The 25504-nt window shown below is 56.4% G+C and carries 19 protein-coding genes; 10 read left to right on the top strand and 9 right to left on the bottom strand.

Going from position 1 to position 25504, the window contains the following annotated elements; translation table 11 throughout:
* Positions 1-15 precede the first annotated feature (15 nt).
* The gene (locus Abin_RS06095) at positions 16-528 is read right to left on the bottom strand and encodes a DUF1285 domain-containing protein (RefSeq protein ID WP_255319263.1); all 513 of its coding nucleotides are present in this window, start codon (positions 526-528) and stop codon (positions 16-18) included.
* Between the two features lie 188 nt (positions 529-716).
* Between Abin_RS06095 and Abin_RS06090 the strand changes: the two genes are divergently transcribed.
* The 5 genes from Abin_RS06090 to Abin_RS06070 all read left to right on the top strand — a co-directional run bounded on the left by Abin_RS06090 (position 717) and on the right by Abin_RS06070 (position 8594).
* Entirely contained in the window at positions 717-1730 is a 1014-nt protein-coding gene (locus tag Abin_RS06090; RefSeq protein WP_048845437.1) for an AAA family ATPase, read from the top strand.
* 5 nt (positions 1731-1735) lie between these two features.
* On the top strand, positions 1736-2800 hold the full coding sequence (locus Abin_RS06085; protein WP_084593485.1) for a DUF58 domain-containing protein: 1065 nt from the start codon (positions 1736-1738) through the stop codon (positions 2798-2800).
* A complete protein-coding gene (locus Abin_RS06080; protein ID WP_048845514.1) occupies positions 2800-5706 on the top strand; it encodes a DUF4159 domain-containing protein in 2907 nt (968 codons plus the stop codon). Before Abin_RS06085 ends, Abin_RS06080 begins: the two co-directional genes overlap by 1 nt.
* A gap of 5 nt (positions 5707-5711) precedes the next feature.
* Complete coding sequence (locus Abin_RS06075) at positions 5712-7913, top strand: hypothetical protein (RefSeq protein ID WP_084593495.1); 2202 nt, start codon at positions 5712-5714, stop codon at positions 7911-7913.
* A gap of 69 nt (positions 7914-7982) precedes the next feature.
* Positions 7983-8594 carry an ankyrin repeat domain-containing protein gene (locus tag Abin_RS06070; protein ID WP_052948172.1) on the top strand — a complete coding sequence of 204 codons (612 nt, stop codon included), beginning with the start codon at positions 7983-7985 and terminating at the stop codon, positions 8592-8594.
* 94 nt (positions 8595-8688) lie between these two features.
* Here Abin_RS06070 and Abin_RS06065 read toward each other — a convergent pair whose 3' ends face one another.
* The 3 genes from Abin_RS06065 to Abin_RS06055 all read right to left on the bottom strand — a co-directional run bounded on the left by Abin_RS06065 (position 8689) and on the right by Abin_RS06055 (position 10884).
* Positions 8689-9828, bottom strand: a complete 1140-nt coding sequence (locus Abin_RS06065) for a site-specific DNA-methyltransferase (RefSeq protein WP_048845434.1) — start codon at positions 9826-9828, stop codon at positions 8689-8691.
* Positions 9825-10469 (bottom strand): ribonuclease HII, encoded by a 645-nt coding sequence (locus Abin_RS06060; protein ID WP_174766816.1) that lies wholly within the window; start codon positions 10467-10469, stop codon positions 9825-9827. Before Abin_RS06060 ends, Abin_RS06065 begins: the two co-directional genes overlap by 4 nt.
* A 109-nt stretch (positions 10470-10578) precedes the next feature.
* Positions 10579-10884: a CsbD family protein gene (locus Abin_RS06055; RefSeq protein ID WP_048845513.1), complete on the bottom strand. Its 306-nt coding sequence runs from the start codon at positions 10882-10884 to the stop codon at positions 10579-10581.
* 112 nt (positions 10885-10996) lie between these two features.
* Between Abin_RS06055 and Abin_RS06050 the strand changes: the two genes are divergently transcribed.
* From Abin_RS06050 to Abin_RS06030, 5 genes are all read left to right on the top strand, one after another.
* On the top strand, positions 10997-12391 hold the full coding sequence (locus Abin_RS06050) for an MFS transporter (RefSeq protein WP_048845432.1): 1395 nt from the start codon (positions 10997-10999) through the stop codon (positions 12389-12391).
* 287 nt (positions 12392-12678) lie between these two features.
* Positions 12679-13965 carry an MdtA/MuxA family multidrug efflux RND transporter periplasmic adaptor subunit gene (locus tag Abin_RS06045; protein ID WP_048845431.1) on the top strand — a complete coding sequence of 429 codons (1287 nt, stop codon included), beginning with the start codon at positions 12679-12681 and terminating at the stop codon, positions 13963-13965.
* A complete protein-coding gene (locus Abin_RS06040) occupies positions 13962-17141 on the top strand; it encodes an efflux RND transporter permease subunit (RefSeq protein WP_048845430.1) in 3180 nt (1059 codons plus the stop codon). Before Abin_RS06045 ends, Abin_RS06040 begins: the two co-directional genes overlap by 4 nt.
* Positions 17138-20437 carry an efflux RND transporter permease subunit gene (locus Abin_RS06035; protein ID WP_048845429.1) on the top strand — a complete coding sequence of 1100 codons (3300 nt, stop codon included), beginning with the start codon at positions 17138-17140 and terminating at the stop codon, positions 20435-20437. The genes Abin_RS06040 and Abin_RS06035 overlap by 4 nt, the downstream gene beginning before the upstream one ends.
* A gap of 9 nt (positions 20438-20446) precedes the next feature.
* Entirely contained in the window at positions 20447-22021 is a 1575-nt protein-coding gene (locus Abin_RS06030; RefSeq protein ID WP_048845428.1) for an efflux transporter outer membrane subunit, read from the top strand.
* A 133-nt stretch (positions 22022-22154) separates the two neighbouring features.
* On the opposite strand, the gene Abin_RS06025 is transcribed toward Abin_RS06030, so the two are convergent.
* From Abin_RS06025 to Abin_RS06005, 5 genes are all read right to left on the bottom strand, one after another.
* Positions 22155-22331, bottom strand: coding sequence for a DUF1328 domain-containing protein (locus Abin_RS06025; RefSeq protein ID WP_048845427.1), 177 nt, complete (start codon positions 22329-22331; stop codon positions 22155-22157).
* Positions 22332-22380: 49 nt separating this feature from the next.
* Positions 22381-22617, bottom strand: coding sequence for a hypothetical protein (locus Abin_RS06020; protein WP_048845426.1), 237 nt, complete (start codon positions 22615-22617; stop codon positions 22381-22383).
* 84 nt (positions 22618-22701) lie between these two features.
* The gene (locus Abin_RS06015; protein ID WP_174766815.1) at positions 22702-23526 is read right to left on the bottom strand and encodes an ABC transporter ATP-binding protein; all 825 of its coding nucleotides are present in this window, start codon (positions 23524-23526) and stop codon (positions 22702-22704) included.
* Positions 23514-24275 (bottom strand): ABC transporter permease, encoded by a 762-nt coding sequence (locus tag Abin_RS06010; RefSeq protein ID WP_048845424.1) that lies wholly within the window; start codon positions 24273-24275, stop codon positions 23514-23516. The genes Abin_RS06015 and Abin_RS06010 overlap by 13 nt, the downstream gene beginning before the upstream one ends.
* Positions 24275-25345 (bottom strand): ABC transporter substrate-binding protein, encoded by a 1071-nt coding sequence (locus Abin_RS06005; RefSeq protein ID WP_371862207.1) that lies wholly within the window; start codon positions 25343-25345, stop codon positions 24275-24277. The genes Abin_RS06010 and Abin_RS06005 overlap by 1 nt, the downstream gene beginning before the upstream one ends.
* Positions 25346-25504: the final 159 nt, after the last annotated feature.

Raw genomic sequence — 25504 nt, 5'->3', positions numbered from 1 at the left:
GCGTATTGTCAGCTTTCACGCAATTTTGCTTTCAGCACACAATCGCGCCAGCGGAAAAAAACAGTCACAACTCCACACCCCCATGCACGGCACGCCGTTGCACGAACCGGGTTCCGCCAGAGCCGCCAGTTCATACCAGACAGAACGGGAAAGACGCGCTTCCACCGGGTAGGAGCCATCTCCCTGCCTGACCAGCAGATAGGGCGGGCAGCCTCCGTCACCACAGGCATCGGGCGGTACGTCCCAGATTGCGCGAATCGGGTGTTCACGGCTGGCAACAACGGGTTCGTCCACATTTGTGCGGAAACACAGGCGCTGCATACGGCCGCACCCCTTCCAGTCCAACTCTACTGCCAGAAAAGGCACGTCCTCAACCTCAATATACCCGGTCTCAAACGGTGTGCGCAGCAGATAACCGCCGTTTTTGTCTCTGGTCAGCATGGAGCTAAACAGACACATCATGGTTTTACGGTTTATCGGCGTACCCCGATACAGCCACACACCATCCCGACGGATTAAAAATGGCAGTTTTCTGGGCTCTCCGTCACCATGGGCGGTCTCCGCACTGGCGGAAGGGCATGGAAACGCGCTTTCGTGGAGTGGGCCTTCATCATGCACTGACAGATAATCCTGTTATGACTGTTTCACTGCGTGGAGAATGATATAGGGATCATACCCCGCTTGATGTAAGCCCTGTATCTGCACAGACTGGACCCATGACCGCATCAGACACACAGCCCCAGCCCGCCCTGACCCAGCCCGATGTGCGCGAAGCCGACCGGCTTTGTGAGCACCTGCAGGCCGTGCAGCAGGAAACATCCCGCATTATTTTTGGGCAGGGCAAGGTAATCAACCAGACCCTGACCGCCATTCTGGCAGGCGGCCATGCCCTGCTGGTGGGCGCACCCGGTCTGGGTAAAACACTGCTGGTCACAACACTTGGCACCGTGTTGGGGCTTGATGCCCGCCGCGTGCAGTTTACCCCGGACCTGATGCCGTCTGATATCACGGGTAGCGAAATCCTAGATGAAGACACGACCGGCCGCCGCAGCTTCCGCTTTGTGCCCGGCCCGGTTTTCTGTCAGTTGCTTATGGCCGATGAAATCAACCGTGCCAGCCCCCGCACCCAGTCTGCCCTGCTTCAGGCCATGCAGGAACGCCGGGTGGCCGTAGCGGGTGCGGACCATGAACTGCCACACCCGTTCCATGTTCTGGCAACGCAGAACCCGCTTGAGCAGGAAGGCACATACCCCCTGCCTGAAGCGCAGCTTGACCGCTTCATGCTTCAGATCCCCCTCACCTTCCCCGATGCTGAAGCCGAACGCACCATGCTGCTGGCCACAACGGGTGCAGACCAGTCTGCCCCGCAGCAGATCATGACGGCTGAAAACCTGATTGCCGCACAAGCACTGGTACGCACCCTGCCGGTTGGTGAAAAAATTGTGGACGCCATTCTGGCGCTTGTGCGGGCCGCACGCCCTGAAACAACGCCAGATAAAACACTGGCCAATCAGATTGCCTGGGGCCCTGGTCCGCGCGCGGCACAGGCGCTTATGCTGGCAACCCGTGCCCGTGCGTTGCTGGATGGGCGGCTGTCACCCAGTCTGGACGATGTTGTAGCGCTTGCCCGGCCTGTTCTTGCCCACCGTATGGCATTGACGTTCTCGGCCCGTGCAGAAGGTGTGCATCTGGAAGACGTGATCACCCGGCTGATCAATCGGCTAGGCTAGACGCCTTGGCTCGGTCTGCCTTTTCACCCTCCGCCCTGCTGCATCGCCTGACCAGACGGTCTAGTCCTGCTCATGATCGCGCCCCCAGCCAAAGCGCTTCGGCTTTTGCTTTTGGGCAGCAAGAAGAACAAGCGGGACCTTCCTCCCTGACCGCTGCCCATCAGGCTGCATCGCTGGTCGCACGCCTGCCGGAATTGGTGGTGCAGGCAGACCATATCGCGGCGACGCTTTATGCGGGGCAGCATGGCCAACGCCGCGCCGGGTGGGGTGATACATTCTGGCAATACAGGCAAGCCCAGCCGGGTGAGCCCTCCAACCACATAGACTGGCGGCAGTCAGCCCGAAGCACCCATGCTTATGTGCGCGAGACAGAGGCCGAATCAGCCCAGACCATTGTGCTCTGGTGCGATCTTTCGCCCTCAATGAACTGGCGTTCCTCTTCCGCGCTTCCATTCAAGCAGGAACGGGCCATCTTGTTGCTGCTCAGTATGGCTGGGCTGTTTCTGCGTAACGGCGAACGGGTGCGTCTGCTCACCCCCTCCGGGATGGCAGCTCTCCCCAGCAACTGCACCCGGCTTGAACGTCTGGCTCTTGGTTTTGCGCATCTTGCGGCATCCCCCACCGCAGCAGATGGTACCACGACAGAGTTTCAGCCCCTTCCTCCCGCTGAACTGGTTCCGCGCCGTGCGCACCTGCTGATAGCCAGTGATTTTCTGTGCCCTGATCAGACACTTACGACCTGCCTCAACCATCTTGCCGGACGCCCTGTAAGGGCGCATCTCATTCAGGTAGCTGATCCGGCAGAACGTGCGTTGCCCTATAACGGGCGCGTGGCATTTGAGGGATTGGAGCACGAAAGCCCCATCGACCTGCCGCATGTGCAGACATTGCGACCAGATTATGAAGCCCTTGTGGCTGGCCGCGACAGCTTTCTGGCAAGTCAGGCTGCGCAGCATGGTCATGACCTGACCTTGCATTGCACGCAGGATGCACCGTTACCAACGCTGCTCAACCTGCACGAAAAAATAGGTGGGAAGCTTGGCCCCCTGCACAGGGGCATACGCATATGATCATTTTTCTAACCCCGCTGGCATTGCTCGGCCTGCTGACGCTGCCTCTGGTCTGGTGGCTTCTGAAAGCCACGCCGCCTGCTGCCCGCCCCCAGCGCTTCCCCCCTATCCAGATTTTGCGTCAGCTTCGGGCTCGCGAAAGCGATGTTGCGCGCTCGCCTCTTTGGCTGCTTCTTGTGCGGCTGGCTGCTGTCTGCCTTCTGGTTCTGGGCCTTGCCCACCCGGTGTTGCCCGGTGACCGTGTTCAAAGCACCGATCACGGCACAATGCTGCTGGTTGTTGATGATGATATGCTTGCGGCCTCAAGCTGGGCCCAACGCATGGCAACCGCCCGCAGTATTGTGGAAGATGCGGCCCATGCTCATCGGCGGATAATCCTGCTTCGCACCGCTGCTGTGGGTGAAACGGCTATCGATCAGAATACGCTGACCCCGCGTGATACCAACGCTGTCCTGCAAGATCTTACCGCTTTGCATCCCCAACCCTGGGGAACTGACCGAGCCGCCACAGCACAGCGACTGGAAGCCCATCCCCCTGCTGATATCGGGTCTGTGTTCTATCTGGCCAACGGAGTAGCATCGTCTGGGGATGCCGCATTTGCCACAGCATTACGACGCTTTGGCAAAGTGCAGGAAATCCGTTTTACGGAAAACCCGGTTGCCGCACTGGTGCCCGCGCCGCCGCATAGCGGTTCCATTCTGGCGCGCCTTGTCGCATTGCCTGACCCCACATCTCCCCGCGCCTTTACCGTCCGGGTCCATACGCAGGATGGGGGAACACTAGCGGTTGTACCCGTCACGCTGCCTGCTGGTGCAAGCAGTGCCGACGTGCCAGTTGATCTGCCTAACACAGTGCGAAACCGGATTGACCAGATTGCTCTGACATCACCCTCTGGCCCTGCAGCGACCGTGTCGCTTGACGAGGGCGATCGCCTGCGCCCTGTTGGATTAATGACATCAGGCGCGGCAGATACCCCCCTTATTGGACCGCTATTTTATCTGCGGCGGGCTCTGGCACCTACGGCTGATCTGCATGAAGGCACAGGGGCTGCCCTGCTGGCGCAACCCCTTTCAATTATTATTGCGCCAGATGGTACCCTCACCGACCCCGCCCTCCGCAAAAAAATAACGGAATGGGTCAAAAATGGTGGCACGTTGATCCGCTTTGCCGGCCCTGCTCTGGCAGGTGCACATCACGACACGACTGATGCACAGGCAACAACGCAGGAACAGACGGACCAATCAACGCCGTCAGACCCAACAGATAACCTGCTACCGGTGGCCCTGCTGGATGGCTCGCGTCAACTTGGCGGCACCATGACGTGGGGAGCCCCCCAGAAGCTGGCTCCGTTTGACACCAACTCTCCCTTCCACGGCCTTCCCATTCCGGCTGACGTCACCATTTCCCGGCAGGTTCTGGCCAGTCCGGCAGCAAACCTTGCCGACCATAGCTGGGCCAAACTGGCAGATGGCACACCGCTTGTTACTCACTCTTCCTTGGGGAAAGGGGATATCGTGCTGTTTCACATCAGCAGCACAGCTGACTGGTCTAATCTTCCCCTGTCGGGGCTATTTGTGGCCATGCTGCAAAGGCTGACAGACCACGCGAATGGTGTGAGCATCCCTGCCGATGACAGCATGCTTATACCGGTCATGACGCTGGATGGTGAAGGCGTGCTTGGCCCGCCCCCGCCTTCTGCACGTGGGCTGAAAGCCAGCGCATTTGCTAATACGCCTGTTTCCCCCGCTCACCCTCCCGGTCTGTATGGCCCACGGGCCGCACGGCGCGCCCTGAACGCTGGCACGCAACTCAACCATATGGCTCCTGCCGTCCCTGTTGGCACGCTGACAAACCCCGCTGGGCGCAGGCCGGATACACCACTTGGTCGCTACTGCCTGATTGCGGCTGCTATGCTGCTGTTGCTGGATGCTGCGCTGGTTTTGCTTATGCGGTCTGGATTTTCATTTGGGAAAAGCCAGCACAGACCCAAGCAGGCACTGTCCATCGCTCTCCTGCTCTCGTCCACGTTGGCCGCCGGTTACGTGCACGCCGAGCCCGAGCAGCACGGCCCATCCGCTAAGATTGGGCAGCAAACTATGCCTTCAACAGGCAATCAGCCCGCCAGTACGGTCACGCCACCAGCCCCAACCACCTCCGCAGCCGCACCATCTGTGCCCGGCGCTGCGTTAGAGACACGGTTGGCTTATGTGCTGACGGGCCATGACGACGTTGATGCCGTATCCCGTCAGGGCTTGCAGGGATTGTCTGACTACGCCAACGCCCGGACATCGGCCAAACTGGGCCACCCTGATGGGGTCAGGCCGGGTCAGGACGACCTTAGCTACTACCCCCTGCTTTACTGGCCCATTACGCCCGATGCCAGCCCAACCGCTGCACAGACAGCGGCACTGACTGGCTTTATGGCACATGGGGGTATTCTGCTGATTGATACGCAGGGGCAGGATTCAGCCAGCCAGCAAGACGAAAACGCTAACGGCAGTTTTGCTGGCGATGCACCCGGCACCCGTTCAGCCTTACGCCGCGTCACCAGCGGTTTGCCTATTCCTCCCCTTGCCCCCATGACAGACCATCATCTGCTGGCCCACACCTTTTACATGCTGCACGATTTTCCCGGCCGCTATGCAGGCCAGCCTGTCTGGGTGGCGCGTGAAGGCGAAGCGGAAAATGACGATGTCAGTCCGGTTATTATCGGTTCGGCAGACTGGGCGCACGCCTGGGCGGTTGATGACAGCGGCAACACGCCGTTCGCCGTTATTCCTGAAGGAGCGGACCAACGGCAACTGGCCTATCGGTTTGGTGTCAATGCCGTGATTTATGCTCTGACAGGGAATTACAAAGCAGATCAGGTGCATGTGCCCATGTTGCTGAAGCGGCTGGGGGAATAATGCCCATGCTAACCCATATATCGCAGGCCTTTGGCTTTGCTCCGCTTGTTCCGCTCTGGCTTCTGGCACTGCTTGGCCTTGTGGCGGTTGGCCTTTGTGTTCTGGCGCTCCTTCGTCGCACGAAGGGGGCCATCTTCAGGTTGCTGGCACTTGCGTCCTTACTGGTATGGCTCTCTGGCCCGCAACGGCTGCATGAAAGCTGGCATGTTCTGCCGGAAACAGCACTCCTGCTGGTTGATCAATCTCCCTCCATGACCATTGGCCAACGCGCAGACATCGCCCGGCAAGCCACGCACGCTATCGAGCAAGCCCATACCGATGGACTGAACCTGCGCACCGTCACCGTGCGTAATTCCGGGCATAATGGCACGCGACTGTTTGAAGCACTTGATCAGGCTGCCGCAGACATTCCGCCAGACCAGTTTGCGGGGGCCGTCATGCTCACGGACGGGCAGATAGCTGATATCCCAACAGATGTCCCTGAACGACTGACCCCAACGGCACAAAATGACGGCAAGGCACATCTGCCCCTGCATGTATTGCTGACAGCAAAAGGGGAAGAAACCGACCGGCAACTACGCATTCTGCAAGCACCGCCCTATGCCATTGTGGGGCAACCGGCCAAATTACGGGTGCAAATTGATGATTCCGGCCCCGGAACCCGCGCAGGCACCCATGCGGACGTGACTTTGCGCGTGAATGGTGATGAGCCTGTCTCCATTCCGGTAACGACAGGTGCGCCGCAGGATATCTCACTGCCTGTCTCTCACCCCGGGCAAATGCTGGTCAGCCTGGCTGTCTCACCGCTTGAAGGTGAAGTTTCACAACTGAACAACCAGACCATTACCCGCATGACGGGCATTCGCGACCGTCTGCGTGTGTTGCTGATTTCCGGCACCCCGAATCAAGGTGAACGAGTGTGGCGGCGTCTGCTTAAGGCTGACCCGTCCGTAGACCTGATTCACTTCACCATTTTGCGGCCACCGGACAAAGACGACGGCACCCCGCTGTCTGATCTGGCGCTGATTGCCTTCCCTGTGCGGGAATTGTTTCAGGAAAAAATCAATCAGTTTGATCTGATCATTCTGGATGGATTTGAAAACCAGAATATTCTGCCGCATGCCTATCTGAACAATATTGCCAATTTTGTGCGCAAAGGTGGCGGCCTTCTGCTGACCGCCGGGCCAGAATTTGTCGGCCCCGGCACCCTGCAGGATACGCCGGTGGGGGACATTCTGCCCGCCCATGTACCGCTTGAAAACGGTATGATTGAGCAGCGCTTTCGTCCACACCTGACTGCGGAGGGACGTCGGCACCCTGTAACTGCGGCCCTTCCGGGCGCACCACAAACGGGAGCGGATACCAATGCCCTGACCGTACCCGGACAATGGGGCCCATGGTACCGTGCCCTGAAGCCCGACACCACACACGGCAATACGTTAATGAGCGGCCCTGACAACGCCCCGCTGCTGGTGCTTGATCATGTTGAGCAGGGCCGTGTGGCATTACTGCTGTCAGACCAGATTTGGCTTTGGTCTCGTGGGGAAGGTGGCGGAGGACCGCAGGCTGAATTGCTGCGCCGTATTTCACATTGGTTGATGAAAGAACCAGAACTGGAAGATGAACAGCTCAATGCCGCAATTTCCGGCGGGGAGCTGACCGTTACACGTCGCAGTACGGCGTCAGAAGCGCCGCGCACCGTAACCGTTACAGCACCTGACGGCAAAACCACATCGCTGCCCCTTCATACGGTTGCTTCAACACAGCCTGAAGGAAAAGACCGACCAGCCACTGCTCCACAAACAGATGATAGCCAGACCGGCATGACAACCGCCCGCATGGCAGCCGAGCAGCCCGGTATCTGGCAGGTGGATGATGGGACACACAAAGCCTTCGCGGCCCCAACGCCACCAAACCCGCAGGAATTCAGTGATGTGCGGGCCACAGCCAGTAAAGTGGATGCAATCGTAACGGCTACTGGCGGCGGTATTCTGTGGGCGGGTGACACGCCCTCCGCCCCTTCTGTGCCCAAGCTTCAGTTAGCGGATGGAAACACCCTGCACGGTGCAAACTGGTTTGCATTCCCACATAGAAATGCGCATGTCGTGACGGGCCGCAGCGCAACGCCGCTTCTGCCTGTATGGGCCATGCTCTGCCTGTCTCTGGCCCTGCTATTTGCCGGATGGTGGAGAGAAGGACGAAGCTGACCGGGTTGTCCTTCCCGCAACCCCGCCAGTATGGTAATTTGTACGTGACGTTTCCTGTATGGACAGAACATGACCCGTTTGTTCCGCATTATTCCGGCTGCCATGGCATGCAGCAGTTTTCTGGCTCTTGCCTATCCGGCCACAAGCTGGGCCCAGTCTGCGCGTGAGCAGGAAGCTCAGGCCGAAGCTGAAGAAGCGGCACAAAAAGCGCAGGCCGCCAAGGATGCCAAGCGCGCGGCCCCTCCGGCTGCGGTGCCGGGTGCCAATGGCATAGAAGATGACGATGGCGAACATGCCAACACGGATATGGAGCCAACGGCAGCCCTGTTTGAAGCCATTAACCGCGGTAGCATCAGTGCTGCCAAGGAATCGGTAAACCGTGGCGCTGATCTGAACAGCCGGAACGTTCTGGGCCAGACGCCGCTGGAAATGTCCATTGACCTAAACCGTAATCCGATCACGTTCCTTCTGCTGTCGCTCCGAGGCGCGGACGATCGTCCCCGCACGGATGTTGCGACTGAAACCCGCAGCATGAAAATGGAAAACGGCAGCGGCCACCTGACAATCGGCGGCAGCGCGGGGCGTCACGGCAAAAACAGCGTTACGCGTGACAGCCGGTATGACACCAGTGGTGGCAGACCTCAGCCTGAAGTTGGCTTTCTGGGCTTTGGCGGCGGCTGACCTAACAGCCCTCCGCTGTCAAACCAGTTCACTATGCCATAAAAAAAGCCGCCCTCATCAGGCGGCTTTTTTCGTTAGGCCTTTGACTTAAAACTCACCCAACCGCAGCAGCTTTGGTCACTGTCTCCGGCACAATATTTTTCGCGCGCTCCAGGCTTTCCTGCCGCAACACATCAAGCGGCAGCAATTCGCCATTGCGTTCAAAATGCCAGAAGGTCCATCCGTTGCATGATGGCGCATTCGTCAACTGCGCACCCAGTTTGTGAATAGAGCCGCGCTTCGAGCCACTGACCAACGTTCCGTCTGGTGAGACTGTCGCATTGACCCGCTGTTTTTTGTCACACAATGCCGTGCCGACCGGCAGCAACCCTTGCTCAACCAGACTGCCAAACGGCACACGAGGCGCTTCCCGTTTATCCTGCGTCGTAACAACAGCATCATCCGCCAGCGGTGTTTCGCTTGCGACACGCTTCAAGGCCGCCTCCACATAATCCGGATGACGCTCAATCCCGATAAAGCGGCGACGCAGTCTGCGGGCCATAGCCGGTGTGGTACCGGAACCGGTGAAGGGATCGAGAACCACATCGTCCACAGTAGTAGATGCCAGCAGAACGCGGTGCAGCAGGCTTTCAGGCTTCTGCGTTGGGTGCAGTTTCAGACCATGTTCATTACGCAGACGCTCATTGCCTGTGCACAGCGGCAAATACCAGTCAGACCGCATCTGAACATCATCATTCAGCGCCTTCATGGCCTGATAGTTAAAGCGGTAGCGGCTATCTTCGCTTCGGGCGGCCCAGATCAGGGTTTCATGCGCATTGGTAAAGCGCCGACCGCGAAAATTCGGCATCGGGTTTGACTTGCGCCAGACAATATCATTCAAAATCCAGAAGCCAAGTTCCTGCAGAATAGCCCCGATACGAAAAATATTGTGGTACGAACCAATAACCCAGATGGTCCCATCTTTGTGCAGCACACGCCGCGCCTCTGTCAGCCACGCACGGGTAAAGCGGTCATATTCCTGAAGGTCAGAAAACTTATCCCAATCATCATCCACGCCATCCACCAAAGAATCATCCGGGCGGCGCAGTTCCCCACGCAACTGTAGATTGTATGGCGGGTCAGCAAACACGCAATCAACGGAACCTGACGGCAGGGTGCGCATTGTTTCTACACATTCGCCACGCAGAATCTGGTCCAGAGGCAGTTCCATGCTCATTGATTTTGCGCCGCTCATGCCCGGCCCTCCGTATAGAAATGTTCAATTTGCCGGCGCACAGTGCCGAAGGTTTTGCGATGGTGTGGGGTAATCCCCGTTGTAGTCAGCGCCAGTCGATGGGCAGCGGTGCCGTAGCCCGCATTTTTCTCCCACCCATAGGCAGGCCAGCGTGTATCAAGTCGGGCCATGATGCGGTCACGCACCACTTTGGCGACGATGGAGGCCGCGGCAATAGACAGGCTTAACCTGTCACCGCCCACGACGGCATCGGTGCGACACCCGAAATCAGGCTTCTTGTTCCCGTCCACCAGCACATGGTCTGGCAGACGCGGCAAGCGCGCCACGGCGCGCTGCATGGCCAGATGGGCCGCGTGATGGATATTCAGGGAATCAATTTCAGCCGTTGAGGCCGCACCCAGACCAATTTCAATGCCGGGCACGGTGGGCAGGCGGGCAGCAATTGCCTCACGCACTGCGGACTTCAATTTTTTGGAATCATCAATAACGGCAGCCAGATCTGCCGGCACACCGGCAGCAAACACAACAGCGGCTGCAACGACAGGACCAGCCAGTGGGCCACGCCCCACTTCATCTACACCGGCGACACGTCCGCCCAGTTGCTGTTCCCGCGTAAAATCCGGCATTGCCCCTCTTTCCATCGATTTGGTGCGACTCGGTTAAAATTACCGAGTCGCACCAACTGCGACTCCGTGGGGCAAGGAGAATCACTTTTCACCGCTTAACGCAAGAGTCGCGGTGAATGATTTTTCAGGAACGCTTGCCGCGCGGGAACACCAGCCAGCCGACCAGCAGCCCAAATACGGAAACAATTCCCAACGAAAGCAAGGGCTTATCACGCACAAACGTGACAGCTTTTTCAACGACGCCTTCACCTTCTTCATACAGATCAGCAAATTCCTGCTGCGCCATACCAGAGAACTGATCGAACTTGCCTTCAGCCTGCAGACCCAGATCCCCTGTCAGACCACCAGCCGCATCTTTCAGACGGCCCTTGGCTTCATCTGCAATGCCTTCAACCTTGTTTGCCACTGTCTTCAGTTTATCGTCAGCCATTGGGCTTTCTCCTTTATTTTTGACCGTAGCCGCTCCTTTCGTCGTCATGAAAAGAGCATCCTGAACACGGTCTTCTGTTGCATCAGAACGCAAAAACTCGTCTCTGGCTAGCATGCCGTCTGTCAGTCGCGTCCACCTTACCGCCCTCATCGTTGCCTCCATGCTGTTCATGGAGCAGCTTGATGGCACCATCCTTTCAACTGCACTGCCGTCTATTGCTAACAGTTTGCAGGTGGATACGGTTGCAACGTCCGTTGCATTAACGTCCTATATTATAGGATTAGCCATATTTATCCCCGCTTCCGGGGCTTTGGCCGACAGGTTGGGCAGCCGCACGGTTCTTACCGGGGCCATTATCATGTTTGTCACATGCTCGGTGGCATGCGCTTCCGCCCATAGCCTTCTGTTTCTGGCTTGTATGCGCACTTTGCAAGGCATTGGTGGCGCATTGATGGTGCCGGTAGGCCGTCTGGTGGTTCTGCGCAGCACCCCGCGTGAAGAACTGGTCCGCACCATGACGTGGATGATGCTGCCAGCAACGCTCGGTCCCTTGCTCGGGCCAGTCGTGGGTGGGCTGATTACCACCTATCTGTCTTGGCGCTGGAATTTCTACCTGAACATTCCGGTGGGCATTATCGGGTTAATCCTGACGCGCCGCTTCATCCCTGAAGTTAAAATGGAGCACCCGCCCCCGTTCGACCTCAAAGGCCTCCTGCTGGCGGGCAGCGGCTTGGCTTTTCTGTCAATCGCGGCTGAACTGATTAGCCATAACGAGGGCACAACGACCCTTCTGCTCGTGCTTCTGGGCGCAGGTGGCAGCCTGATGGGCGGATATGGACGTCACGCCAGCAGCCTCAGCACGCCTCTGCTTGACTTCAGGCTGTTGGCCACCCCCACCTTTCGCATTTCCGTAATGGGCGGCGCGGCATCCCGTATTGCTGTGGGGGCATTCCCTTTCCTTATCCCCACGTTTCTGCAAATTGGTGCGGGGCTAACGGCCGCACAAAGCGGTATGATTACTTTTGCAGCACCTGTGGGGGCCATTGCCATGCGCCCCTGGGTTCCGGCTTTGCTTAAACGCTGGGGGTTCCGAAAAGTACTCATGGCCAATGGTGGGTCAGCCGCCATTCTAGCGTCCATTATCGCACTGTTTCAGCACGGCCAGACACTCTGGCCGCTCTATCCTATTCTGTTTGCAGCAGGCATGGCACAGGCCACCCAGTTTTCGGCCTACAACACCATTGCCTACGCTGACATCCCGGCAACACGCATGAGTGCGGCCACCAGCTTCTATTCCACTATGCAACAGCTTATGCTCTCGCTCGGCATTTGCATTGCTGCGGGAAGCCTGACGGTAAGCTGCCTGTTGCATAAACATGCCGAACCACGAGGGGCCGACTTCACAGCGGCCTTTTTGACTGTAGGGCTTATTTCCCTGCTTGCTGTACCTGCGGCGGCAGCTCTTTCCCCGACAGCCGGGGCCACATTAAGTGGAAAAAAAGACTGATATTCAGCCGCCTACAGACATCAAGGCACAAAGAAGGCCAAGTTTTTTAAGTTTTTATTTATACTCATACTCTGCCTGCATAATCCTTGGACGCTCCCTGTATTCTGGTATAGGCTGACCTTCGTTCTGTTGCCTGTCTGCGGCTAATTTTGTCTTAAGTTGTTTCTTAATGGCATTGAATCTGGCAGAGATACCCGCAGAGCTACCGCTCCGTTTTCTGGCTGGCGCGGGTGCATTACGCCCCGTCGGCTTTCAACACTCTCTTAGGTGAACGACCCGCGCGCCCCATGGATAATCACCCTACGGACCCTCGATCCGATTCACCCCAGCCTCCTCGCACATCAACCAGAAAAAAACGTCTGATCTGGAGCGGCGTTGCCGTTGCCGGTGTGTGCGTGCTGGCATTTGCATTCCTGCGCCCGCATGGTGGTCAGGATACGGGGTCGGGCAAACATCGTCATCGCCACGCCACACAACAGCAGGCTCCGGGGGCCGCTGGTGGTACTGATGTTCAGCCTGTTGCGGTTGAGGTTGTCAAAACAGGTCAGATGCCTGTTGTCCTGACCGAACTTGGCACGGTGGTGCCGATTACCAACGTGACGGTCCAGACCCGCGTTGAAGGGTATCTGATGGATGTGCTGTTCAAGGAAGGACAGCATGTTCACAAAGGTGACCTACTGGCTCTGATTGATACGCGCCCATACGAAGTGCAGCTCGCTCAGTATGAAGGCCAGTTACAGCAGGCCAAGGCGCAGTTGGCACAGGCACGTGTTGACAACGCCCGGTATCAGCGCCTGATCAAACAGGACAGTATCGACGCAAAAACGGCGCGTGATCAGGAATTTACCGTCGAACAGATGGAAGGCACGGTTAAATCTGATCAGGCTCTGGTCGATAACCAGAAACTTCAGATTATCTACTGTCACATCATCGCCCCGGTTGATGGTCGCATTGGTATCCGTGCGGTTGATAAAGGGAACTACGTCACGGCAGGGCAATCAGGCGGTCTGGCCGTCTTGACCCAGATGCAGCCTATTTCCGTTATTTTCACGCTACCGCAAGATCAGCTTCCGCAGGTTGCCGAGCAGCTTCGCGCCAATGGCTCGCTTCAGGTTGAAGCGTGGGATAGCTCCAACACCCACAAAATTGCAGACGGCACAGTCAGCACGCTTGATAGCCAGATTGACACCGCAACGGGCACCGTGCGCCTGCGCGCCATCTATCCCAACACGGATGAACATCTGTTCCCCAACCAGTTCGTTAATGCTCGGCTGTTGGTGAAGACGCTGCAAGATGTCATCCTTGTTCCGGCTACGTCTTTGCAAACCGGCCCGTCCGGCCAGTTTGTGTATGTGGTGAAATCGGATAACACCGTGGAAGTGCGCCCCGTTACGGTTGGCATTTCTGATGGCAACCGCACGGTTGTCAGCGGCGGCCTGAAAACGGGTGATCGCGTTGTGACAGATGGCACGGACCATCTGCGGGCTGGCACCAAAGTCAGCATCCCCGCGGCAGAACCTGCCTCTGACAAATCAGACCCAGCGAAACCCTCAGCAGGTACACCGACCCCGTGAACCCATCAGGTCTCTTTATCCGCAGGCCGGTTGCCACCACCCTGCTGATGTTCGCCATTCTGATGGCGGGCCTGCTGGGATACCACTTCCTGCCCGTGTCGGCCCTGCCGCAGGTCGATTACCCAACCATTACGGTTGAAACATTCTACCCCGGTGCCGGGCCAGACGTCATGGCAACGTCCGTCACTGCCCCGCTGGAAACGCAGTTTGGCCAGATGCCGGGTCTGGACCAGATGACGTCTCGCTCATCGGGCGGGGCATCCGTCATTACGCTGCGTTTCAGCCTGACCATGTCGATGGATGTGGCAGAACAGGAAGTGCAGGCCGCCATCAATCAGGCTAACTCCCTGCTGCCAACTGACCTGCCCGCCCCGCCAATCTACGCCAAGGTCAACCCGGCCGACACACCCGTTCTGACACTAGGTATTACGTCCTCAACCATTCCGCTGCCTGAAGTTGAAGACTATGTTGATACACGGCTGGCACAGAAAATCAGTCAGATTTCAGGCGTCGGGCTTGTCACCCTGTCGGGCGGCAACCGCAAAGCCATTCGCGTGCGGGTCAATATTCCCAAGCTGACATCCTACGGCATAGACCTTGATACGCTGCGCACCACCATTGGCAACGTCAACGTCAACTCCCCCACAGGTACGTTTGACGGCGCAACCCGTGCGGCAACATTGCGGGTCGATGGGCAGATTACATCCATTGATACGCTGCTGAATCAGGTCATTGCCTATCAGAACAGTGGACCTATTCGTGTGCGCGATGTGGCAACTGTTGTAATTGGTGCGGAAAATACACAGCTTGCAGCATGGTCCAATCTGACCCCTGCACTGATTATGAACGTGCAGCGTCAGCCCGGTGCCAACGTGATTGCCGTGGTGGACAACATCAAGGCAGAGCTTCCCATCCTGCGTAAGTCTTTGCCGCCGGGCATTGATATTGTGCCGCTGACAGACCGCACCACCACCATTCGCGCCTCCGTGGCCGATGTGGAGTTTGAGCTGTTTCTGGCGCTGGTTCTGGTTGTTGCGGTTATCTTTGTTTTTCTGCGCAACGTGCCTGCCACCATTATTCCCAGCCTGTCCGTGCCGCTGTCCATTATCGGCACGCTGGCCATCATGTATCTGCTTGATTTCTCGCTCGATAACCTGTCGCTGATGGCGCTGACCATCGCCACCGGCTTTGTGGTGGACGATGCGATCGTGATGATCGAGAACATCTCGCGCTATGTTGAAGCTGGTGAAGACCGGATGTCTGCCTCGATAAAGGGCGCAGGTGAAATCGGCTTCACCATTATCTCGCTGACAATTTCGCTTATTGCGGTGCTTATCCCGCTGCTGTTCATGGGTGACGTTGTGGGACGCCTGTTCCACGAATTTGCCATGACGCTGTCAATCACCATCGTGCTCTCGGCCGTTGTGTCGCTGACGCTAGTGCCCATGATGTGCGCCCGCATGCTGACCGAACGCCCGCATGATGAAGCCAGCGCCACAACAGCGTTTCAACGCTGGTCTGCCCGGGTGGAAATCGCGACTGAAAAGCTGATTGCCGCCTATGACCGGGCGCTGGATGTCGTGCTGGCACACCGCGTTCTGACGCTGATGGTTGCCATTGGCACATTGGTGCTGACCGGCGTGTTGGCTTTCGTTATTCCCAAAGGCTTCTTCCCTGAACAGGATACAGGCGTCATTCAGGGGATTTCTGTCGCCGCGCAGTCAATCTCGTTCGACAGCATGAAGGACCATCAGCAGGAACTGGCCAAGGTCATTCTGAAAGACCCGGACGTTGTCTCCCTGTCCTCCTTCATTGGTGTGGACGGGCAGAATGCGACGCTGAATCAGGGCCGTTTTCTGATCAACCTGAAAGACCATGATGCGCGCTCCAGCAGTGCTGCGGCCATTGCTCGCCGACTGTCGCAGGAAACGGCGCAGGTAACCGGCATCAAGCTGTATATGCAGCCCATTCAGGATCTGTCCCTGGATACGACGGTAACGGCAACGCAGTATCAGTTCCTGCTTGAAAACCCGGATTACGATGCCTTCAAAACCTGGGTGCCCAAGCTGCTCGAAAAACTGCGGGCACAACCTGCCCTGTCTGATGTGACCTCTGACCTTCAGGCGCAAGGACTGGTGGCAAAAGTCACGCTCGACCGGACAACGGGTGCGCGCTACTCCATCACGCCCCAGACCATTGATAACGTGCTGTATGACAGCTTTGGCCAGCGTCAGATTTCAACCATCTACACTCAGTCAAACCAGTATCGCGTTATTCTGGAAGCTGACCCACGCTTCCAAAGCAGCCTGTATTCGCTGAACCAGCTTTATCTGCCGGGTATCAGCGGTAATTCGGGTGAAAGTTCGTCTGGGCCAACGCGCTCCCCAACGTCAGGCCTGGTGCCATTGGCTGCTGTAACGACTGTTACGCATGAAACGGCCCCGCTGCTCATCACGCATTTCGGTCAGTTCCCGGCAACCACAATCTCCTTCAATCTGGCACCCGGCTATTCTCTAGGTGACGCCACGGATGCCATCCGTAAGGTAGAAGAAGAAATCGGCCTACCAGCGTCATTCCAGACATCGTTTCAGGGCACAGCCGCAGCATTTGAAGGCTCGCTCAGTAACGAGCTGTTCCTGGTCGCTGCGGCGTTGATTGCTGTGTATATCGTGCTGGGTATTCTGTACGAAAGCTTCATTCACCCTGTTACCATTCTCTCCACCCTGCCCTCCGCCGCTATTGGTGCCCTGTTAACCCTGTGGGTTGCTGGGGCCGGGCTGGATGTCATGGGCATTATCGGCATTGTTCTGCTGATTGGCATTGTGAAGAAAAACGCCATCATGATGATCGACTTTGCACTGGAGGCAGAGCGTGAGCATGGCATGGACTCCCTGCAATCTATCCGTCAGGCGGCAACCCTGCGTTTCCGGCCTATTCTCATGACAACTCTGGCAGCCATGCTGGGCGCTGTGCCTATGGTCATTTCACAGGGCACCGGGTCTGAACTGCGCTACCCGCTAGGACTGGCGATTATTGGTGGTCTGGCACTGTCACAGTTGCTAACGCTGTTTACCACACCGGTGATCTACTACACGCTTGATACGTGGGCACACCGCTGGAACACATGGCGGCAGCGCGGACATGGCACTTCTCCATCCGAGCAGACAGCGCCGTGAACATCAGCCGGATCTTCATTGACCGGCCTGTTGCCACCATCCTAATGACCGTGGCGCTTCTGATTGCAGGGGCGCTGGGTTACAGGAGCCTGCCGGTAGCAGATCTGCCGAACGTCGATTTCCCGGTTATTCAGGTGCAGGCCCGCCAGCCCGGCGGGTCACCTGAAGAAATTGCCAGCGCCGTTGCCGCCCCGCTAGAACGTCATTTGGGTCAGATTGCCGACCTTACGGAAATGACGTCGCAATCTTCACAGAACACCACACGCATCACGCTTCAGTTTGCGCTGTCACGCGATATCAATGGTGCAGCGCGAGATGTCGAAGCGGCCCTTCAGGCCGCCCATGCTGACCTGCCGTCGTCCCTGCGGCAGAACCCCAGCTATTCAAAAGCCAACCCCAATGGCGCGCCTATTCTCATTCTGGCGCTGACATCTGACACGCACACCCCTGCACAGCTTTACGATTATGCAACCAATGTTCTGGTGCAGCATCTTTCACAAATTCGGGGTGTTGGGCAGGTTGAAATTGGCGGCAGTTCCCTGCCCGCCGTACGTGTGGAAATCAACCCACTGCCTTTGTACCAATATGGCATTGGTTTTGAAGATGTCCGTGCCGCTCTGGCGTCCGCAAATGCGCATGGTCCAAAAGGGATTATTGACCAGAACGGCACGCGCTTCACGCTTGATACTAATGATCAGGCCCGCAGCGCCCAATCATACCGTGATCTGATTATTGCCTGGCGCAACAGCCGCCCCGTCCGGCTGGCAGATGTGGCCGTTGTAAATGATAGCGTTGAAGATTTACGCAATGCGGGTTTCTTCAATAGTTCACGCTCTGTCATTGCCATCGTCTTTCCGCAGGCGGGTGCAAATGTCATCCAGACGGTTGATGAAATCAACGCGAAGCTGCCCATGTTGCGTGCCGCACTGCCGGGCGGTGTTGACCTTCATATCGGGCTAGACCGCTCCCTCACCATCCGCGCGTCTCTGGCCGATACACAACTGACACTTGTTATCTCGGTCATATTGGTGGTGCTGGTTGTGCTGGCGTTTCTGCACTCCGTCCGCATGACATTAATTCCCGCAATCGTGGTACCGACATCCATTATCGCCACGTTCGGCGTTATGCGGTTGCTGGGCTATTCGCTCGATAATATGTCCCTCATGGCTCTGACGGTTTCCACCGGGTTTGTGGTCGATGACGCCATTGTGGTGATGGAAAACATTGCCCGCTACATCGAAGAAGGCTTCTCCCCACGTGACGCGGCGCTTAAAGGCAGTAGTGAGGTCGCATTTACGGTTATTTCAATTTCAATTTCACTGATTGCTGTTTTTTTACCCATTCTGTTACTCGGCGGTCTGGCCGGACGATTGTTCCATGAATTCGCAATGACAGTCTCCATCACCATTCTTATTTCAATGGTGCTGTCACTGACCCTTACGCCCATGATGGCGGCACAGCTTCTGAAGCCAGAAGACCTTCATAAAAAATCGTCTGGTATTGCTGCGGTTTTGACTGCGTTCATGACCCGACAGATTGACGGCCTTCAGTCAGCATATGCGCGGTCACTGGAAGTGGCTTTAAAATACCGCAAGCTGGTGCTGCTTTCCCTGCCCCTAACGCTGGTCATGATTGTCACCCTGTTTATCAGCATGCAGAAAGGGTTTTTCCCAACCGAAGACACTGGCATGCTGATGGGCCACGTACGCGGTGACCAAAGTATTTCCTTTCAGTCTCTTTCTAAAAAGCTGATTGAAATTCAGGATGTCATTAAAAAAGACCCTGATGTGCAAAGTGTTGCCAGCTTCATGGGGGGGCGTGGTTCTTCCAATTCAGCCAATATGTTCCTTCAACTGAAGGACAAGAGCGAACGTCACGATACCCCGACGGAATTAATTGAACGCATTGAAAAGAAGTTTGCCAACATGGTTGGGGCTCAGTTCTTTCTGATGCAGCCCGGCGCAGTACGGGCTGGGGCGCGCCAAAGCAATGCGGCCTATCAATATACCCTTGAAGGGGAAGATGCATCCGAACTGTATCACTGGACAGACGCGCTGCTTGCCGCACTTGGCAAACATCCTGAACTGACCGAACTCTCTTCCGATGTGCAGCAGGGTGGATCGGCCGTTGATGTTGATATCGACCGTGACACATCCTCTCGTGTCAGCATCACGCCACAGCTTCTGTCTAACACGCTGTATGATGCTTTCGGCCAGCGCGCTGCTTCTGTCATTTACAATTCGCTGAACCAATACCGCGTTGTTATGGAAGCAGACCCGAACTACTGGTCTAACCCAAACAGCCTGATGCAGGTCTGGGTCAGTGTCTCAGGTGGTTCTGCCGGCGGCGGCACAAAGTCCAATACCGTGCGTGTACGCAATACAACGGGGCGGAATTCCTCTGGCAACAGTTCGGCTGCGTCTCTTAGCAGCCAGTCTTTCAAAAACCAGATTGCCAACGCTTTGGCTGGCGGTAATGGGGCGTCAAACGGATCAGCTGTTTCTACATCGTCCTCTTCCATGGTGCCCCTGTCTCTGGTCTCGCAGATCAAGCCAACCAATACCCCCCTTTCCGTTAATCATCAGGGGCAGTCGGTCGCCACCACCATCTCCTTTAATCTGGCCAGCGGTGTGTCACTTGGGGCCGCAACGCAGATTATTCAGGCCGAACAGGTGGCACTCCACATGCCATCAAACATTCACGGCAGTTTTGCTGGTAACGCCGCGCAGTTTCAGAAAACCGTGAATAACGAACCACTGCTTATTCTGGCCGCACTGGTTGCCGTGTATGTCACGCTGGGTGTGCTATATGAAAGCTACATTCACCCGCTGACCATTCTTTCCACGCTGCCATCGGCTGGTGTCGGTGCGTTACTGGCGCTGCAATTAGCCGGTGAGGAATTTTCCCTCATTGCCATGATTGGCGTCATCCTGCTGATCGGGATTGTGAAAAAAAACGCAATTATGCTTGTCGATTTTGCAATCGCGGCTGAACGCGAAAACAACCTTTCCCCGCTAGAGGCCATTCGCACAGCCTGCCTGCTGCGCTTCCGCCCCATCATGATGACATCCATTGCCGCGGCCTTGGGCGCTGCGCCCTTGATTGTTGCCAATGGGTATGGGGCTGAACTGCGCCGCCCGTTGGGTATTGCCATTGTAGGGGGGCTATTCGTCAGTCAGGCGCTTACCCTCTATACAACGCCCGTTATTTACCTGATGCTGGATACCCTCCGCCTGCGGTTGCAACAGGTGAAATTCCGGCCCCTCTTTTTCTCCCGTAACACGCAAGATACCTGAAGAATACAGATGACGCTTTTTCCCTCCCGTCCGTTTTCACGCCGTCTGGGTATCCTGCTGGCACCGCTTGTTCTGACAGGCTGCATGGTTGGTCCGTCTTATAAACGGCCTACGGCTATCGTTTCACCCAAGTTCAAGGAACTGCGCCCCGCCCCCGGTTGGAACTACGCCAACCCCGCGCTGGCAGAACTGCCCAAAGGCTCATGGTGGACCATTTATAATGATCCCATCCTGAACCAGCTTGAAGCGCAGGTTGAACTGAATAACCAGAACGTTAAGGAATACGAGGCCCGCTATAGCAATGCACGGGCAACCATCAACTCGGTGCGGGCGCAGCTTTATCCGACCTTAAGCGGCTCTCTGTCCTTTAACCGCCAGAGTACGGGCCGTGGTTCACGCTCAAGTGGCACCATTGTCAATTACGGCACAACGGACGCCTCAACAGGCTATACGCCATCAAACTCCACCGAAAACACTTATGGCATGGGCCCCACCGCATCGTGGGATCTTGATCTATGGGGTAAAATCCGCCGTCAGATTCAGGCGCAGGTGACGGAAACACAGGCCAGTGCAGCAGATCTTGCCAATGCACGGCTTTCCTATCAGGCTCAGCTAGCAACCGCCTATTTCAATATGCGGTATCAGGACAGCCTGTATGATCTGCTACAGCGAAATGTAAAATTCTACGAACGCTCTTATCAGATTACGCGCAACCAGTACGAAGCTGGCACAGCCGACCCAACAACCCTGCTACAAGCCCAAACCCAGCTAGAGCAGACACGGGCACAGGCGACAGCCACTCAGGCCAACCGTGCGGTCTATGAACATGCCATTGCCGTTCTGATTGGTAAAGCCCCGGCTGATCTGTCTCTGGCCCCCGGTCAACTGCCACGCACTATCCCTGCCATTCCGGTTTCTGTACCCGCACAGTTGCTGGAGCGCAGGCCGGATGTTGCGGCGGCTGAACGACGCATGGAAGAATACAACGCCCAGATTGGTGCAGCGATTGCTGCCTTCTACCCCGAAGTCAAACTCACAGCATCGTACTCCTACAGTGGGGACCCTGTCGGCACATTGGTTCAGGTTGCCAACCGTATCTGGTCTCTGGGCGCATCTGCTACCGAAACGCTGTTTTCAGGTGGCAGCCGTACAGCCGCGGTGCATGAAGCAGATGCCAATTATGATTACTACGTTGCCACCTATCGGCAGACCGTCCTGACCGCCCTGCAAGGTGTAGAAGATCAGCTTTCAAACCTGCGTATTCTGGCCCAGCAGGCCGACCAGCAGCAGGTGGCTGTTCAGGCTGCAAACCGTGCGGTTACAGTGGCCCTGAACCAGTATCTGGCAGGCACACAGATTTATACCACGGTCATTACGTCAGAAGTGACAGCCCTTTCAAACGCTGAAACGGCCCTGCAAATTCAGCAAAACCGTATTCTTGATTCTGTCACGCTTATTCAAAATCTGGGTGGTGGCTGGAATGTTTCCGAACTTCCCAGCAAAAACTCCATGCAGAAAGACAATCCGTTCCTGCCGTCTTTTATCCAAAAAGACAAAAACTTCCTGCCCAGCAACAGAAAATAAGTCCAGCAGAGCGGAGATTAGATTTTGTAAAAAGACCCACCTGCATGGGGCTTTTTTATTAGCCCCTAAAAAACAAAAAAAGACCCCGGCTTTTTCAAACCGGGGTCTTTCGTTTAATAAAAATTATGTTCGGTTATCGCGTTATCGCTCGCCCGGCCAGCAGAGCGACCACCAGGAAGACAACAAACAGAACAATCGCAATAAAGAACAGAATTTTTGCCATACCAGCGGCTGCGGAAGAAATCCCCCCGAAGCCGAAAAGACCGGCGATAATGGAGATTACCAGAAAAAATAAGGCCCATTTCAGCATGTCACATACTCCCTAAACACAGCAGAACCGTAAAAATACTGGATAGAACTCAGACTTTTCGCGCCAGCACAGCACCAAGCACAAACCCGATAAAACCAGCTACAGCAACTGACACAACCGGCTGATCAACCACACAATCGCGCACGGCATCTAACGCAGCGCAGCCTTTGTTGCAGGCCAGATCATCTACCGTGTCAGACACTTTATGGCGTAGGCTGTCCACACCGTCCTGTACACGGCCAACATTTTCTTCCAGTTTGTGCTGAATGTCGTTTTCTTCACTCATCACATGACTCCTTCCAATAATCTCTGCTAACGCGTTCGCATGCACAGAGATGCATTGGCAAGCCAAATTTCTTTCCGAAAAATCTTATATTTCAGCCGAGTGCCAATAAGCCGCGCCACCCGGATCAGGTTCTCCGGCAATCATGGCGCGCAGACGCGTGGCATACATTTTGAATGCAGGTGATTGGGGATCTTTCTGCCCCTCGCCCACCAACAGTTCGCCCGTGATGCCTGCCGGTGCACCGGCCAGCACAACAATACGGGTCGCCAGCTTTAGGGCTTCTTCAATATCATGCGTTACAAACAGAACCGTTTTGTGCGTCTGCTGCCATATCTTAAGCAGTTCATCCTGAAGGCTGCTGCGCGTAATGGGGTCAAGCGCCCCAAAGGGTTCATCCATCAGTAATAAATCCGGATCAACTGTCAACGCACGGGCAACGCCCACACGCTGGCGCTGCCCACCGGAAAGCCGACGCGGCCACCTGTCAGCAGCTTCCTCCAAGCCTACCAGCCGCAGTGCTGCCATGGCCCGATCATGTTTTTCCTGCCGGGACAACGCCAGTCCTTCAAGCCCAAACATCACATTACGCAACACGCTACGCCACGGCATCAACCGGGCATCTTGAAACACCATTGCCTGTGCACGGCGCTTACCTGCTTCACGCTGTCCGGCTTTGGCTCCGGCCGCACTTTCACTGGCTTGTGTCACAGTGCCTTCTGTCGGATTACTTAGGCCCATAAAAACACGCAACAAGGTCGATTTACCGACACCGGACGGACCAAGTAGCGCTACGAACTCGCCTTTTTGCAAAGACAGACTGACATTCCGTAAAATAAAACTCTGGCCACCGTCGTGGGACAGGCCAACATCGTCAAGGCAGGCCACTGCATCATCACTCATGGCTGCCACCGCAGAATATAGGTTCTCACAAATCCAAACAGGAAGTCTGTCAGCGCGTACAGTAGCGCCATTGTCAGCATGTAAACCACGACCACATCCGTCGCCAACAGACTGGAAGCCTGCATCATGCGTGCGCCAATACCGGGCACGCCAAACAGTTCAGCCGCCACGACAGACATCCACCCCTGCCCCAAGCCAGTTCTCAACCCTGCCATCAGGCCCGGAGCCGACGCTGGAAGCACTACTTTGAACAACCGCCCCCAAAATCCGCCATGGCCAAACGCAGCAGCCAGTTCGTAAAATTCAGGGTCAACGCCCCGGACCGCAGCATAAGCGGCGTAGAAATTGATCCAGAAAACGGAAATAGCAATGACAAAGGTTGCGCCCGCCGTATTCAGGCCAAACCACAAAATGGCAAACGGCACCCAAGCCAGACCGGGCACGGGGCGAAGAAGCCTGACAACGCCTTCCAGCAGGCCGTCCACAACAGCCACCATACCGCAAAGAAGCCCGAGCAGAGCACCAAGAACAGACCCAACCAGTAGGCCCAGACAATAGTGGCTTAGGCTATCGAGAATGGATTGCTGCCAGAAGCCACCATGCACTTCGTCCCGCCATGCCTGCCACAAAGAGCTTGGCGCCGGCACCATACCAGACGGCAAAAGCCCCGACTGAACCGAGGCTTCCCATGCACCGAAAAAAATCACCAGCCCGACTGCTGAAAGAAGCAGCCGGGTACGCTTTGTCAAAGTCTGCATTACTGTTTCAGTTGCCGCCACAAATCCAAGTCGAACAGATCATCAACCGGTTGTGCCTTACGGAGCAAGCCCTGCTCGACCTCAAAGTCCTGCAACTGCTTCACGCCCTCGACAATACGGGTCGGGTCGCTGACAAAACGCGATGCTGAACGCTCCAGCGCTTTCTTCATGACGTCTTCATTCAGAATACCACCACCCAAGGCTTTGGTGACAAAAGGCGCTGCTTCATCAGGATGATTGGCCAGCAAGGTTGTCGCCCTGACAAACAGGCCAGCCAAAGGCTTTGCCCAAGCCTGATGTTCAGGCGCTTCCGGCTTTACAATCGCCAATACGGACCCCGGCTGGTCGGGCAACAGATCATGACCCGTAGCGAGTGTACGGGCTTCTGGCACACGCGCCCGCACGACAGTCAATGCTGGCTCACGCAAAACGGCGGCATCGACAGCCCCGGCAAGAAAGGCCTGCTGGGCGGCATCAATATCGACCCCCACAATGCTGACAGAGTCTGCAACGGCTGCAAGACCGACTTTCTTCTGGAGCCAGTAGCGAAGCAGGCTGTCGGGAACCGATCCGGCTGGCTGCGCAGCAAGCCGAGGCAGATGAGACTGCGTTTTCTTGTAGTCTGCAAAAAAGCCCTTCACAGCGTCAGCCGAGAAACCGCCTTCCTGTCCCTTCGGTAATTCTGCGGCCAGCGCGCCGCGTGTCACAACTTCCAGCTCCTCAACAGAAGCGGCCGTAACCACTTTCACATCAGAACCATGCGCACGCGCCTGCAACAGGGGAAGAACGCCCGCCACATATGCGTCAATCCGCCCGGAAACCAGCGCCTGAATAGCCTGTGGGCCAGAGGTAAACCGGACCAGTTGCAGGTCAAGCCCTGCCTCTTTAGCCCAGCCTTCGCCATCCACAACGAACAGGGCTGAAGACCCAAGCACCGGAATATAACCCACCCTTACGGGGGTTCCCGCGTGTGCGGGTAATGTGACCGCAGCGAACGCAACGGCACCCAACAGAAAAAGCTTTGAAAAAAAGCGTCGCATTTCGGCCCCAGCTAGAGAGATATTTTTAATACTCAAATAGCATAGTGTTAAAATTCCGGTCCGTGTCAATATTACAAAGCAGACTGGGCATTATGAGCATTTACCCCGATAGAGACCGAGTAAATCAAACAAAAAACGCGCAAGGCTGAGACAACCTTGCGCGTTCTTCTCGTATGCTATGTCAGCCGA

Source organism: Acetobacter indonesiensis (assembly GCF_000963945.1).
GTDB lineage: Bacteria > Pseudomonadota > Alphaproteobacteria > Acetobacterales > Acetobacteraceae > Acetobacter > Acetobacter indonesiensis.
This window is presented reverse-complemented; position numbering and strand designations above follow the sequence as displayed.

Excerpts from the sequence above, each read along its gene's own strand:
- Abin_RS06090 (WP_048845437.1), top strand. The coding sequence starts at position 717 with ATGACCGCATCAGACACACAGCCCCAGCCCGCCCTGACCCAGCCCGAT.
- Abin_RS06075 (WP_084593495.1), top strand. The coding sequence starts at position 5,712 with ATGCTAACCCATATATCGCAGGCCTTTGGCTTTGCTCCGCTTGTTCCG.
- Abin_RS06070 (WP_052948172.1), top strand. The coding sequence starts at position 7,983 with ATGACCCGTTTGTTCCGCATTATTCCGGCTGCCATGGCATGCAGCAGT.
- Abin_RS06065 (WP_048845434.1), bottom strand. The coding sequence starts at position 9,828 with ATGAGCGGCGCAAAATCAATGAGCATGGAACTGCCTCTGGACCAGATT.
- Abin_RS06060 (WP_174766816.1), bottom strand. The coding sequence starts at position 10,469 with ATGGAAAGAGGGGCAATGCCGGATTTTACGCGGGAACAGCAACTGGGC.
- Abin_RS06055 (WP_048845513.1), bottom strand. The coding sequence starts at position 10,884 with ATGGCTGACGATAAACTGAAGACAGTGGCAAACAAGGTTGAAGGCATT.
- Abin_RS06050 (WP_048845432.1), top strand. The coding sequence starts at position 10,997 with ATGCCGTCTGTCAGTCGCGTCCACCTTACCGCCCTCATCGTTGCCTCC.
- Abin_RS06045 (WP_048845431.1), top strand. The coding sequence starts at position 12,679 with ATGGATAATCACCCTACGGACCCTCGATCCGATTCACCCCAGCCTCCT.
- Abin_RS06030 (WP_048845428.1), top strand. The coding sequence starts at position 20,447 with ATGACGCTTTTTCCCTCCCGTCCGTTTTCACGCCGTCTGGGTATCCTG.
- Abin_RS06025 (WP_048845427.1), bottom strand. The coding sequence starts at position 22,331 with ATGCTGAAATGGGCCTTATTTTTTCTGGTAATCTCCATTATCGCCGGT.
- Abin_RS06020 (WP_048845426.1), bottom strand. The coding sequence starts at position 22,617 with ATGAGTGAAGAAAACGACATTCAGCACAAACTGGAAGAAAATGTTGGC.
- Abin_RS06010 (WP_048845424.1), bottom strand. The coding sequence starts at position 24,275 with ATGCAGACTTTGACAAAGCGTACCCGGCTGCTTCTTTCAGCAGTCGGG.